The 13,554-nt window shown below is 47.7% G+C and carries 12 protein-coding genes; 5 read left to right on the top strand and 7 right to left on the bottom strand.

All coding sequences use genetic code 11. From position 1 onward, the window contains the following. Positions 1-359 (top strand): heavy metal-associated domain-containing protein (locus O3C43_21900; protein ID MDA1069149.1); only part of this gene is annotated, 359 nt, incomplete at its 5' end. Beyond that, complete coding sequence (locus O3C43_21895; protein MDA1069148.1) at positions 349-594, top strand: GDCCVxC domain-containing (seleno)protein; 246 nt, start codon at positions 349-351, stop codon at positions 592-594. The genes O3C43_21900 and O3C43_21895, both read left to right, overlap by 11 nt. A 540-nt stretch (positions 595-1,134) precedes the next feature. Here O3C43_21895 and O3C43_21890 read toward each other — a convergent pair. After that, positions 1,135-2,346, bottom strand: coding sequence for a hypothetical protein (locus O3C43_21890; protein ID MDA1069147.1), 1,212 nt, complete (start codon positions 2,344-2,346; stop codon positions 1,135-1,137). 98 nt (positions 2,347-2,444) lie between these two features. Then, positions 2,445-2,603, bottom strand: a complete 159-nt coding sequence (locus O3C43_21885; GenBank protein ID MDA1069146.1) for a hypothetical protein — start codon at positions 2,601-2,603, stop codon at positions 2,445-2,447. Between the two features lie 621 nt (positions 2,604-3,224). On the opposite strand from O3C43_21885, the gene O3C43_21880 reads away from it, so the two are divergent. Further along, entirely contained in the window at positions 3,225-4,748 is a 1,524-nt protein-coding gene (locus O3C43_21880) for a glycine hydroxymethyltransferase (protein MDA1069145.1), read from the top strand. Between the two features lie 150 nt (positions 4,749-4,898). Here O3C43_21880 and xylB read toward each other — a convergent pair whose 3' ends face one another. Next, a complete protein-coding gene (gene xylB / locus O3C43_21875; GenBank protein MDA1069144.1) occupies positions 4,899-6,434 on the bottom strand; it encodes a xylulokinase in 1,536 nt (511 codons plus the stop codon). 67 nt (positions 6,435-6,501) lie between these two features. Beyond that, the gene (gene xylA / locus O3C43_21870) at positions 6,502-7,812 is read right to left on the bottom strand and encodes a xylose isomerase (protein ID MDA1069143.1); all 1,311 of its coding nucleotides are present in this window, start codon (positions 7,810-7,812) and stop codon (positions 6,502-6,504) included. A 419-nt stretch (positions 7,813-8,231) separates the two neighbouring features. Between xylA and O3C43_21865 the strand changes: the two genes are divergently transcribed. Further along, the gene (locus tag O3C43_21865) at positions 8,232-10,451 is read left to right on the top strand and encodes a sodium-translocating pyrophosphatase (GenBank protein ID MDA1069142.1); all 2,220 of its coding nucleotides are present in this window, start codon (positions 8,232-8,234) and stop codon (positions 10,449-10,451) included. 98 nt (positions 10,452-10,549) lie between these two features. Here O3C43_21865 and O3C43_21860 read toward each other — a convergent pair whose 3' ends face one another. The 3 genes from O3C43_21860 to O3C43_21850 form a co-directional block, all read right to left on the bottom strand. Further along, positions 10,550-11,332 carry a PEP-CTERM sorting domain-containing protein gene (locus O3C43_21860; GenBank protein ID MDA1069141.1) on the bottom strand — a complete coding sequence of 261 codons (783 nt, stop codon included), beginning with the start codon at positions 11,330-11,332 and terminating at the stop codon, positions 10,550-10,552. Between the two features lie 128 nt (positions 11,333-11,460). After that, positions 11,461-11,865, bottom strand: coding sequence for a PEP-CTERM sorting domain-containing protein (locus O3C43_21855; protein ID MDA1069140.1), 405 nt, complete (start codon positions 11,863-11,865; stop codon positions 11,461-11,463). Then, positions 11,859-12,212, bottom strand: coding sequence for a hypothetical protein (locus O3C43_21850; GenBank protein MDA1069139.1), 354 nt, complete (start codon positions 12,210-12,212; stop codon positions 11,859-11,861). The genes O3C43_21855 and O3C43_21850 overlap by 7 nt, the downstream gene beginning before the upstream one ends. 191 nt (positions 12,213-12,403) lie before the next feature. Between O3C43_21850 and O3C43_21845 the strand changes: the two genes are divergently transcribed. Next, entirely contained in the window at positions 12,404-13,420 is a 1,017-nt protein-coding gene (locus tag O3C43_21845; protein ID MDA1069138.1) for a hypothetical protein, read from the top strand. The last annotated feature ends 134 nt before the right edge of the window (positions 13,421-13,554 follow it).

Below are 13,554 nucleotides of genomic sequence, written 5' to 3'. Positions count from 1 at the left end.
CCCAGCGGCTTTTCGAACAGGGTCTAGTTAGCATTCTTGCTGTGGGCTTTTTGGCCTATCCGAGCATTGCAAATTTGATGCTCAATGCGAGCGAAGACACGGAGATTGCTATGGGTCCAAACAGCTCTGAGCTTGTTGTTTCCATTCCAACCATGGATTGCGCAGCTTGCGCTGTTGGAATTCAGGGAGAATTGAAAAAGATTGAAGGTATCGACAGCGCGCAAATCACCTATGGAAACAAGCAAGCGGTAATCGTTTACAATTCGCAGATCATTGAAGAACAGAAGATATTAGAAGCCATCAAAGCAACCGGCTTCCCTCCTGAGAAATTAAAGGTGGAACAAAGCCATGTCCAATAGTGCAATCATAGAACTGGCATCAACGATCACCTGCCCGAATTGCGGGCATCAAAGCAAAGAGCAGATGCCAACAAATTCCTGTCAGTTCTTCTGGGAATGCCCCAGTTGTGAAACGCTGCTCAAACCCAAAGAAGGTGATTGCTGCGTGTTTTGCTCTTACGGAGACGTTCCTTGTCCTCCCATACAGGAAGCAAACAAAAGCGGAGGCGAAGCTCCTTCGGGCTGTTCCGGATAGCTGATTTCCTCAGCTGAGGTAACACTTTTGGCAAATGAAATCGCGCAGCTCAGTACCGAGCCCGAAGGGCGACAGCGAAGCGAACAACAACCGCAGGGAAAGTTCTAACAGATTCTATTACCCGTTTTTGTTCCAGAATAGGTAAATTCGTCGCAGAAAACAGAATACCTAAAAGTGTTACACAAGTTTTCTCAGTTCCTCTAAAACAGCACAGCGACCGTCCTCGCTAGTTTCGCAAGCCTGTCTAAAAAGCTTGGGTGATTTCGAGAACTTTTCAATTCTCTGACCTTTGAATGCAGTTCACGGATACGCATATTTAAAAGGGCCTGAACGTCGCAACAGGCTTCTTCTGGCCATAGCTTGAGATCAAAAAGCTGCCTGATATCTGACAGCTTAAATCCCCCAAGACCCAAAATGTTTTGCTGAGCCTAATCAGCATTCCTGCATACTTTGCTGGTAGAAATCTGGGGTGAAAAAATAATGTAGGCGAAAATGAGCATCATTATCATAGACAGGGTTGGAATCAAATTGGATGCTTTGCTATCTGGATGGGGATGCTTGTTCTTTAGGGATGTGAAAAACTGGCTGGTGAGTAGCTCCATCTCGTGCTTCAAGTAGGGAAATGGATGTTTTAGCCATGGCTACGGTTTTCGCGTCGATTTTTGGATCTTCTGCGAAAAAGTGATCACTGTTTGGTGCAATCAGAGTGAGGCTATTGGGGATAATAATGTCGGTTAGGGGAGTGAGTCCATCGTTTGGCCCTTGTTTGCTCAGAATCGGGTAATTTTTTTTTGAATACTTGCTCAGCTGACCCGAGAGTGAAAGGCCGACGTAGTTGATTACCAATGTTTCAGGCGGCAAAGTGTACTGCCTAAATCGTCTGCGGCTGGCCTCGGTTCCCATGGAAGCGACAGCTTCCGCACGCCAACCTTTTATAAGCAACAGGATATTCATGAACCAGGATCGCGTAAATTTTTTGTAGTGTTCATACAAGGGACTTCCTTGTATGATACCGCCAAGGTTGATCCAGGCAACCGGAGCAGGTAGTTCTCGATTTTGGATTTCGCCTAAAGCAAGGTAGATAGCCGGGCCTGCAGAACTTGCGCCTGCGATGATGGTTCTTTTTGCATGAGTCGAGGACCGAATGAGTTCTTTTACGATAAGCGAAGCATTCTCCTCCACTGACCCATTGGCATCGATTTTGACAAGGCGGTTTTCGATACCCAATTCTGTGATGAGATGTCTTGGTTGTGCCAAATCCGATCCAGTAAGGTGACCGCTCTCAATGTAATCCCAGCCTGGTACAAAAAGAATCATGTAACGGTTGTATGTATCGGAGATAAGTGCTGAATCCGGATTTCGCAGGTAGTAATTAAAATAGGTTCGGCAGACGGTACTATCAGGGTCATTGGCTACCAAGTCTGAGAGGAAAAGGGCTGCGAAATCTACTGAATGCCGTTCGGAAATTTGAAGAAGCTCATCATGATTAGGCAAGCCACGGTCGAATTTCTTATGATAAAGAATTTCAATTGCGGCATCGAAAGCTGGGTCAGATCTTTTACCTTGGAGATAGTTATTCAGGTAATAGGCAGCTATGGGCGAATCCAACGTGGTACTCACGTCTTCTCCATGAAGTTGCCCGCTGGCTGGATAGCGTAGGGTTGACCGGCATCCAGATAACAATAAACCGGCTGTGATCAGGAATCCGGTATATTTTAGGATTTCCAGTTTGCGTGTCTTAACAATATCCATGAGGTAATCAGGCTTACCCTCTTATTCGACGGAGATTGATGTTATTCCTTTCATCAGTAAAAAAAATCATTTGTAATAACTCAAGCGCGAAGCAGTAACTAAGTTCGCGCTGGATCGTCCGATGTGGCGTTGCTGGCAGCCAAATGCCGGATGTCAGGATTTCCTCCTTTTATCTTAAATCCGTCCCATTTAGGCAACACTTTTGGCAATTCTGTTGCATAAACAACGAGGAGTTCGTCGAAAATTGAGTTAATCACTCATCACCCCTTTTCATCAAGAAAACGAGTGAGTCCAGCATGGTGAAAGAGGCAATTGGGTTTATTATCAACATCAGCCATTGTTGGGCCTTTACCTCATTACCTCCGTTTCTTATCAGACTTCCCCCTAATGTTTCAAACGCCTTCGAAAGAGCAGGATTTATCTCATTAAAATTCAGTGTGTTATGGATATTAGTATAAACTTTTCAATCACCACTAATAGTGACGTTACAAAATTGCCTTTTGAAGGCTAAAATCAACATGCGCGAAGAACTGCGTTCCAGCCCGCAACCCGCTTGGTTACGTAGTTTCGAGTACAATGACACCAACATACTACGCTCCCGCCCTTGCTTGCAAACTGCGCCTTCCGTCGTCGCCTAAAGGCTGTGCCGAGACACGTGTTCTTCATCACATCTAGGTTTTTTGAATCTATGAGGTTCCTACTTCAACCTTCAAATTTGATAATTTTTCCAAGCCCTTCATTGACTTCCTTTAAAAAAGGAATTGTTCTTTCTCGCAAATAAAGCGACTGGCGCAACCAAGGGCGGAATCAACCGCCAGGAAGCCACAGAATTCTATCGAGCGCCTGGGTAGAATCGAAAAAATAAATATCGCTTCCAGATGTCACAGACCACTACGACCACACCGCTTGCAGACTACCTTGAACAAGCAGGCTCTAACGCAAACCCCGCTTTTGTAGGCTACCTGGCGAACCTTCAGCAAGTTGCCTCGGTTAATCCGCCCATCGCGCGCAGCATCATCCAGGAGCTCGAAGATCAGCGCAATAACCTGAAGCTCATTGCCAGCGAGAACTTCACCAGCCTCGCTACGCAAGCGACTATGGGAAACCTGCTCACGGACAAGTATGCGGAAGGGTTTCCAGGATCCCGCTTCTATGCCGGTTGTGACAATGTGGACAATCTTGAAAGCGAAGCCTGTGCGCAGGCCTGTAAATTGTTCGGAGCCACCCACGCGTACGTGCAACCACACTCAGGGGCCGACGCAAACCTGATTGCCTTCTGGGCGATTCTTCAAGCTCGTGTAGGTGTGCCAAGCATGGCGAAGCTCGGAGAAACCAACCCGGCCAATCTTTCACGTGAAGACTGGAACAAAGTGCGTCATGCCATGGGTAACCAACGTATGCTCGGCCTCGACTATTACTCCGGTGGTCACTTGACCCATGGTTACCGCCAGAACGTTTCAGCCCAATTTTTCGACAGCTATGGCTATGCCGTAAGCAGAGAAACAGGCTTACTCGATTACGACGAGCTCGAGAAGCAAGCTGAAGAGGTGAAACCACTTATCCTGCTGGCCGGATATAGCGCTTATCCACGGAAGATAAATTTCCGCCGCATGCGCGAAATAGCGGATAAAGTTGGCGCGGTGCTCATGGTTGATATGGCTCACTTTGCAGGACTGGTTGCGGGTGGAGTATTTGAAGGGGATTATAATCCCATGCCTTTTGCGGATATCGCTACAACCACGACTCATAAAACCCTAAGGGGTCCTCGCGGAGGAGTCGTGTTTAGTACCCCAGAATTCTCCGAATACGTAGACAAAGGTTGCCCACTGGTTATCGGAGGCCCTCTGCCTCATGTGATGGCTGCAAAAGCGGTTGCATTTACCGAGGCGAATAAACCCGAGTTTAAAGCCTACGCAGCTCAGATAGTTAAAAACTCAAGAGCCATGGCTGAGGCCTTGATCGAAGAAGGGTTAACCATCCCAACTGGCGGAACAGACAATCACCTCTTGCTCATCGATGTAACCACCTTCGGCCTCAATGGTCGCCAGGCGGAAAGCGCCGTTCGTGAATGTGGAATTACTCTGAATCGAAACTCCCTTCCCTTCGACGTGAACGGTCCCTGGTACACAAGCGGACTTCGAGTGGGAACACCTGCAGTAACAACGCTCGGAATGAACGAGGAGGACATGAAGGAAATAGCAGCCATCTTTAAGCTGATACTTTCCAATACGACTCCCCAGGTTTTGACCAAAGGTGCCAACGCAGGACAAACCAGTAAAGTGAAGTACGACATTGCAGAGGGCGTTCAAGAAGAGGCGCGCAAACGCGTAACAACACTTCTCGACCAATACGTGCTTTATCCGGAATTGGATTTGGAGTTTTTGAAGAAGCATTTTGGCTAGTTGTAGGGGGGTTAATCCCCTGATTGCTTCGATGCTGATAAACGAAATCGGGGGATTAACCCCCTCCTGCACCGTCAGAAATCAACCTGACATTAAGGTCCTGAAACGGCATTGCTGGAAGCAATAGCCCTGCTACGAACTGCTTAATTTCTACAAGTGCTTCTCAACAACCTTGGCAATGGAGGCGAAGCGATCTTTTAGCGCAGGATAAAGTGCTTGGTATTCCGGGTAGTAGTCGGCGTAGACATTTTGGTCAGGCCCTGGGTTGGTTTCACCGGTGCTTTTCACAATCTGGTTCGCAGCCGAATCGATATCTTGATACACACCTGAAGCAACACCGGCGAGAACAGCTGCCCCAAAGGCAGCTCCTTCGGTGACGTTGGTCGTCACCACTTTCGATTGATAAATATCGGCCTGCATTTGCAGCCAAAAGTCGCTTTTAGCTCCTCCGCCCGAAGCGCGGACCTCGTTGATTTCAAGACCGAGATCCCGCATCAGTTGAAGCGAATCATTCATCCCGTAGGTAATACCTTCCAATACCGAACGGGTGACGTGCGTTTTGTTATGCCGAAGATTCATTCCAAAAAAATTGCCTTTTGCCAACGGATCCGGATGGGGGGTTCTTTCGCCTGAAAGATAGGGAAGAAACAATAAACCCTCACAACCGGCCGGAGCTTCGGTCGCCTGTTCAGTGAGTAGGTCAAAAACGTTTCGACCGCTTGCTTTGGCTTCCGCGGCCTCAGCGGTGCCGAACACATTTTTATACCATTCAAAACTGCCGGCGGCTGAAAGCATGACTCCCATGAGGTGCCACTTCCCGGGAACGGCATGGCAGAAAGCGTGCAGTTTCCCGCTGGGTTCAACGCGGTATTGATCGGAGTGGGCAAATACCACTCCTGAAGTTCCCAGTGTTGCTGAAACAATGCCTTCGCGAACGATACCACTACCAACCGCTTGGGCTGCCTGGTCACCTCCGCCTGCGGCGATAGGGGTTCCTTCCAATAATCCGGTTGCGGCGGCGGCCGACGCTGAAATACGGGTGCTGGCTACGGTAGATTCAGTTACTTCCGGGAGAAAACCTCGTTTGATGCCGAGCGCTTCCAGCATTTGGGAAGACCAGTCGCGCTTTCCTACATTTAGAAGAGACGTTCCGGACGCATCAGATACATCACTAAAAAATTCACCACTCAGCAAAAACCGGACGTAGTCTTTGGGGAGTAAAACCCTGGTAGCTTTGGCAAATATTTCCGGTTCGTTGTCCTGAACCCAGGCGATCTTCGGTGCGGTGAATCCTGCCAGCACAGGGTTCCCGGTAAGTTCAAGGACATGCGCTTTTCCGACACGATGAGTAATAGCTTCGCATTGTTTACTGGTGCGTTGATCATTCCACAGAATACACGGCCGCAACACCTTGTTATCGTTATCCAGTAATACCAGGCCGTGCATCTGACCGGTTAATCCGAGCCCCGCGATGTCCTTGGCGGCCACCTTATTTTCTTCGAGCACTCGTTTGATAGATACGCAAGTCGCCTTCCACCAATGCGCAGGATCCTGCTCTGACCAGAGAGGCTTCGGAGTTTCAAAAGGATAAAACTCGGTGGCGCTTCCAACAACCAGACCCATCTCGTCGATGAGCAGGGTTTTCATACTCGAGGTGCCAACGTCTATGCCGATGAGATAGTTCATGATTTGAACAAGAAGTCCACGATTCGCAGCTAAAGCAGCTTACATTTATTACAGAGAGCCTAGTGTATTAAATAAATTCGTTGATGAGATTTTCTAACATCTCTTGCCGCCCGCTATCCACGGTGGGCTCAGGATTGCTCAAACTGTATTCAGAAAGCTCGGAAAATCCAACTTCACCGGATTCGATTTTTGAGCCAATTCCAGAATCCCAAGAGCTGTATCGTTTGGAAACAAAAGCCTCCAAACGGCCATCTTCAATAATCGCATTGGCGATCTTTAATCCGCGGGCAAAAGCATCCATACCACCAATATGGGCATGGAACAGATCAACCGGTTCGAAACTTTCACGACGGGGTTTCGCATCGAAATTCAATCCTCCTTTTTTGAAGCCACCATCCTTCAATAGCTCGAGCATGATCTCGGTGGTTAAATAGATATCGGTCGGAAACTGATCGGTATCCCAACCCAGTTGGGGGTGACCGGTATTCGCATCCACTGAACCAAGAGCACCTGCATTCCGCGCAACGACCATCTCATGCTGCATCGAGTGGTTGGCCAAAGTGGCATGGTTCGTTTCCAGATTAAGCTGAAAGTGGTCCATGAGATCGTACTCACGGAGGAAATTTAAACAGGCAGCAGCATCCGAGTCGTATTGGTGGGTAGTTGGCTCTTTAGGTTTTGGCTCAATGAAGAACTGTCCCTTGAAACCAATCTGCGCGGCGTAGTCGACAGCCATGTGGAGCAATTTTGCCAAATGATCAAGCTCGCGCTTCATATTGGTATTGAGCAAGGTCGTATATCCTTCACGGCCTCCCCAGAAAACGTAACCTTCGCCACCGAGCTCCAAGGTCGCATCCATGGCAGCTTTCACTTGCGCTGCGGCATATGCAAATACCTCTGCGTTACACGACGTACCTCCGCCATGCATATAACGCGGATGAATGAACAGGCAGGCGGTTCCCCAGAGAAGTTTCTTACCACTGCTTTCCTGATGCTCCTTTAATGTGGCGACAACGGCTTCCAGATTTTTGTTCGACTCCGCAAGGCTGGCACCCTCGGGGGCTACATCACGATCGTGGAAGCAGTAATAATCGAGGCCCATCTTTTCGAGAAATTCGAAGAAAACGCCAACGCGTCTCTGTGCGTTTTCGACTGAGTTGCTCCGATCATCCCAAGGCTTCAAAGACGTTCCCACGCCGAAAGGATCGGAGAGTTCGTTGCGCATAGTATGCCAGTAGGCAGCGGCAAAGCGCAAGTGTTCCTTCATCGTTTTACCACCAATAACTTCATTGTGCAGGTAGTGTTTGAAGGCCAAAGGATTCTTCGACTTAGGCCCTTCGTAAGGAATTTTGGGAATATTCGGAAATGCTTCAGGCATAGTATTAGTTAGGGTGATTGAATAAAATTCTTCCAAAGATGAACCGGAAGAAGATGCACATTGCGATCAGAACTGGTCAAGTGGAATTCCCAACACCTCAATGATATTAGAAGTGATCTCATCAAAAATTTTCCCAGCTTTTTCTACTAAAAAGTAAAACTCCAAAAGTAGGAACAATAAAATTGGCACTCAAATCGGTTATCAAGAATCGTTGTCCAAGGTTGACCGTAAGATAACCAAAACTGTTAACCCGCAAAATAACTGGTATGAAGATTGACGGACTTTGTTTTTAGCTTCTAACCTTCGACCCCAAGCAACATGGAAAATCTTTATGTCGTTGAGGGAAATCCCAACAAAATTCTAATACCACAACGGACGTTTTTCCAGACTCCACGATTCACCTTAATCCTACCTACCAAGTGACTTCAGTTTATTTCTGGCCTGTCCCTATCGCTGCTATCATCGCTCTCATTTTTGCCTGGATATTTTTCAAGGACATGATGAAGGGAAACGAAGGCGACGAAACCATGATCAAGATTGCCGAACACGTTCGCAAGGGCGCGATGGCTTACTTGAAACAACAATATAAAATAGTCGGCATCGTGTTCGTCATATTAACCGTGGTGTTCGCCATAATGTCCTACGGATTCAAAGTCCAAAACAACTGGTTGCCGATTGCTTTTATAACCGGAGGTTTCTTTTCGGGATTGGCTGGGTACTTCGGAATGAAGACGGCCACTTACGCTTCCGGTCGAACCGCTCAAGCCGCAAAGGAGTCGCTCGATGCAGGGCTAAGGATATCTTTTCGAAGTGGCGCTGTCATGGGATTGGCTGTGGTCGGATTGGCCCTTCTCTACATTTCCATCTGGTGGCTTATATTAAATCACTTCGTAGTAGCTGCGACTCCAAGCCAGAAGATGATGATCATAACGACGACCATGCTTACCTTTGGTATGGGAGCGTCTTTGCAAGCACTGTTTGCCCGGGTAGGCGGAGGCATTTATACCAAAGCAGCCGATGTAGGAGCAGATCTGGTTGGAAAGGTGGAAGCAGGGATCCCGGAGGATGACCCCCGAAATCCGGCAACCATAGCAGACAATGTTGGAGACAATGTTGGAGATGTAGCAGGTATGGGAGCCGACCTCTATGAATCTTACAGTGGATCGATTCTTGCAGCGGCAGCTCTAGGTGCGGCGGCTTACATGCACGAAACCGGTTCAACCCACCAGCTATCGGCGGTCATGGCACCCATGTTGATTGCGGCCGTTGGAATCATTCTATCCATTGTCGGCACTTTTTTCGTTAAAACCAAACATGGAGCTAATCAAAAAGAGCTTTTGGCCTCCTTGGAAAAGGGTATCAATATTTCGTCTGTCCTGGTCATAATCGCATCCGTGTTTGTCCTCAAATGGTTGGGACTTCCGAACTACCTGGGAATCTGGGGATCAATAATTGTGGGACTAGTTACCGGCATTGTGATAGGCAAGGCCACCGCCTATTACACCTCAGCCGAATTCAAACCGACCCAGCACATAGCCGAGAGTGGTCACACCGGACCGGCTACTGTCATTATCGCGGGTCTTGGAGTTGGGTTTATTTCAACCGCTATTCCTGTGCTGGCGGTCATGATTGGAACCTCCCTGGCCTACTATTTCGCGGCAGGCAGCCTGGATTTATCAAATATCAGCCAAGGACTCTATGGAATCGGTATCGCTGCGGTGGGCATGCTTTCTACCTTGGGGATCACTTTGGCTACCGATGCTTACGGACCTATCGTGGACAACGCAGGCGGCAACGCAGAGATGGCTCACCTCGCCCCCGAGGTTCGCAAACGCACGGATGCCCTCGATTCTCTGGGTAACACCACGGCTGCAACAGGAAAAGGCTTCGCCATTGGGTCTGCCGCATTAACTGCCCTCGCCCTTCTTGCCTCATACTACGAAGCCATCCGGATCTCCATCGCTCAAATAATGGAAAAGACCACCAGTTTTACCTTCCCCAACGGCACAGTTATTAATTCCATTGAGCAACTCAGCAACATCACCCTTATCGACCTCGTTAACAATTACGACGTGCACTTGATGAATCCAAAAGTCATAATCGGCTTATTGTTGGGTGCTATGATGGCGTTTGTCTTTTGTGGGTTGACGATGAATGCCGTGGGACGCGCGGCAGGGGCAATGGTAGACGAAGTTCGAAGACAGTTTAGAGAAATCCCCGGAATTCTGGAGGGTGAAAACGAACCAGATTATGCTCGCTGTGTGGAGATCTCCACCAAGGGAGCACAAAAGGAAATGCTGGTTCCATCGCTATTAGTCATTTTAGTCCCAATTGCATTTGGCATCCTACTGGGAGTTCCAGGGGTGGTCGGGTTATTGGCTGGCGGGCTGTCAGCCGGTTTTGCGTTGGCTGTGTTTATGGCCAATTCCGGTGGAGCTTGGGACAATGCCAAGAAATATGTGGAGGAAGGTCATTTTGGTGGCAAGGGGTCTGAAGCCCACAAAGCCACCGTCATTGGCGACACCGTCGGAGACCCGTTCAAAGACACGTCCGGCCCCAGCCTCAACATCCTGATAAAACTCATGTCGATGGTCGCCATCGTTATGGCGGGAGTCACAGTAGGTTTCAGTATTTTTTAAGAAGCTGCCACGAAAGCTGATTGTTTTTTATAAAGAACAAAAAAGCCCCGAACCTTTGGGGGTCGCGAGGCTTGAGGAACAGAAAAAAGCTTAACAACTTATAAAGAAGCTGTTTTCCGACGCTTCAAGATCACTATGCCTAGAGCGAGTCCACCGAAGATTAAGGCGTAAGTAGAAGGTTCGGGGATACCCGAAGCATTGATGACAACATTGTTGAGCCCGAATTGGTCCATACTACCTGAACCGGAGATTTCATCGCCGTTCCACCGAAGGAAATACTCAGCGCCATTTGCGATGCTGATACCTGTTATGGTAGTGTTTCTATCAGCAGAAATCCAAGCAGGGGATCCATCTGCTGTTTCAGTCGATGCGAAATCTAATGCTCCTATATCCGTGAATGTAGAATTAGTGCTACTATGTGAAAAGTTGAAAGAGTTTGCCTTGCCTTGGTCATTATAAACGACCACATCGTAATCGACCGTTAGATTGATTATGGTAGCTCCGGTATTATTAACCAATTTAAGTCTAAAATCACCCGGGGTAAAATCTGTTCCGCCTGGTTGAACACCGAGAATAATATCTCCACCACCAATATCGAACCCATAAACTCCTCCTGTTACAACTCCATCTGGGTCGGTTCCTCTAGCAAAATCACCTGTGGTTCCAGCTCCTCCAAACCCAACATCTCCATCACTCCATCCTGAGGTTGACCAAATGTTGGAATTTAATTGCCCGGCTGAGGGTGTCGGGGAAAATCCTGCTCCCGTGAAGCTGTCAAAATCATCCACAGTGATGTTCGAATTGAAGGTGGTAATTGAAAACTGTCCCGAAAGTGAGACTGAAAAAACGAGGAGAGTAAGTAAGGCAAATACTTTGTTCATGCTGGCCAAGACTGTATCGGAATTGAAAGACTTGGCTAGCCATTTCGTCTACGCAAAACGAATTAAAGCAAAATTAGTGGAAACCCTCTAACTGAAGGAAGTATTTTGGCTCAGGTATTGAGGCAAAACTAACTCCTTCTCCGTTTCCAAATGACTACCCCAATTGCCAACCCACCGAGAATTAGTGCATAGGTGGAAGGTTCTGGAATAGTGCTGACTCCAATATCATCCAGAAAAAGGGTTTCAGTCTCAGAATTGAAATCAACCCCAAAAGTCAAAACAACAGAATTGCCTGAAAAGACAGGAGATATAGCCTGTGTCCAAGCGCCTGTGAGGCCTTCGATGTCGTTTCCAACTACTGGTCCGCCCGCTTCCCTAAACGTTATAAAAGTATCTGAACCTCCATCAACCGAGATGCTGGCGAAAAAATTGTCATTTGATTCAAACCCCGTGTTATTAATAAAATACCAGAGTGAGAGCCTGACGGATCCTGAAGTCGAAATATCAATTGAATCAGTAGTAAGCGTTAACAACCCGTCTGGGTCATTGAAAGAAAATGAATTGCTCCCTGTATTAACATTAGCCGAGGACACACCGATTGTATCCCCATCCCCAATGCCTGAACCTGAACCTCTGGTGTCAGTGTAAAAAAGGAGGTAAAACCAATTTCATTCGTAGGTGGTGAGCCTAAAGCGGTAAAATTCACTACCGGTTCTCCACTGTTATCCGCCAAAGCATGATCAGTTCGGACGTCTATAAGGTCGGTATAAACGGACCCAACAACGGCGGGGTCCTCAAAACCCGTTCCGGCAACAAACTGAGCCCATGAGTTGACTGACAATCCCAGGACGATCAAGAGGGAGAAAAATAAATGTTTCATAAATAGGGAGGAAAGTTTTTCAGGCTATTGACTTCTTAGCAGAATAACCAATTTGACTAGACCCAATACTTAAAATTTACATGAAGTTAAACCCGGGAAATTTTTGCTTCAAGCCTATTATCCGCTGTTTGGGGTTGAATATGTGACTGGAGTCTTTGACTCAAACATGCTAGGATTGACTTTCCATTTTTATGCGCACTCGTTACAAAATCCTTTTATCCGCAGGGGCTGTGGCCGTTTTACTGGTGTTTGTCACCATCGGCCTGTATTTTTACTCGATGGCGAAGCTGAAAAACGGACTGACTTACTTTCACAGCCAGATTGTGCAGGGAGAAGGCAATGTTGACTCACTCGATGTTGACTACGGCAAGATTGGTTTTGAACTCCCATTCGGGCTGAACTGCTCAAACGTAAAGCTGAATATCCTCACAGCCGGCTCAGACCAGCACTTAATCATAAGCTCTGGTTTTGTAAGCTCCCAATTAAAAGGGATACCGACGGGCAGATTAATAATCTCGGCTAAGGATGTCAAAATCGCATCCGTAAACAAAGACAAACCACTTCTCAGCAACCAATTTAAAATCCGAAATATCGAGGTGCGCTTTGTAGAATACGAAACGTCGGTTTCCGTTGCGAATCCCAATCAATCGATGAATCGGGTTTATGGTCATTTGGCCGAGCTACTGGATGGTGGCGATACAACGGGTGCCCTTCACATGCAAGGAACGGTTTACTTTGATTTTGGAAAGGATCAGATCATTCCCCAGAAGTTTAACACACGGCAAAACGGGAACCTCTATCGATTGGTCCTGGACAGGAAGGATCTTGAATTAGTGGCCCCAAAATTTGCCGACCGCTTATCCGTTGGTGATCTCGACCTGGTGGCCAACCATCCGCTGAAGGCTCCGAGATTGCTTGAGATCCGCCAGGAAACCGAAGAGAAATCAAAAGAGCTGCGATGGGCAATCAAGGACTTTCCCGAGGATGTGTACCGACATGTCCTGTGGAGTTATTTGTTAACCAAGGAATACGGACCGCAATTCGCCCAAATAGTTACGAACTCGCACGAAGAAGGTTCTTTTAATTCCGTGGAAGAGATGGCGAGGGACCGACAGAACAACATGGTGGGGGTCAGCTATGCTGAAAACAAAATCCCTGAGTCGAAAATAGCCGAACGAATTCGAAACGACCCACGCATCCAGTTCTAGCACTAAGGAACCCGCTAATAAGCATAGGATACCATGATGGATCCAAAGGCATGAGACTCGGGTTGCAGCTTGTGTTGTTTTGTGCGGCGCACTTGGGACAACGATATTTTAAGGACGTGCAGTTTGAACTTAAC

Source organism: Verrucomicrobiota bacterium (genome assembly GCA_027622555.1).
Taxonomy (GTDB): Bacteria; Verrucomicrobiota; Verrucomicrobiia; order Opitutales; family UBA2995; genus UBA2995.
The sequence above is the reverse complement of the archived record's forward strand: the minus strand, read 5'-3'. Positions and strand labels throughout refer to the sequence as shown.

Excerpts from the sequence above, each read along its gene's own strand:
- O3C43_21895 (MDA1069148.1), top strand. The coding sequence starts at position 349 with ATGTCCAATAGTGCAATCATAGAACTGGCATCAACGATCACCTGCCCG.
- O3C43_21890 (MDA1069147.1), bottom strand. The coding sequence starts at position 2,346 with ATGGATATTGTTAAGACACGCAAACTGGAAATCCTAAAATATACCGGA.
- O3C43_21880 (MDA1069145.1), top strand. The coding sequence starts at position 3,225 with ATGTCACAGACCACTACGACCACACCGCTTGCAGACTACCTTGAACAA.
- xylB (MDA1069144.1), bottom strand. The coding sequence starts at position 6,434 with ATGAACTATCTCATCGGCATAGACGTTGGCACCTCGAGTATGAAAACC.
- xylA (MDA1069143.1), bottom strand. The coding sequence starts at position 7,812 with ATGCCTGAAGCATTTCCGAATATTCCCAAAATTCCTTACGAAGGGCCT.
- O3C43_21860 (MDA1069141.1), bottom strand. The coding sequence starts at position 11,332 with ATGAACAAAGTATTTGCCTTACTTACTCTCCTCGTTTTTTCAGTCTCA.
- O3C43_21850 (MDA1069139.1), bottom strand. The coding sequence starts at position 12,212 with ATGAAACATTTATTTTTCTCCCTCTTGATCGTCCTGGGATTGTCAGTC.
- O3C43_21845 (MDA1069138.1), top strand. The coding sequence starts at position 12,404 with ATGCGCACTCGTTACAAAATCCTTTTATCCGCAGGGGCTGTGGCCGTT.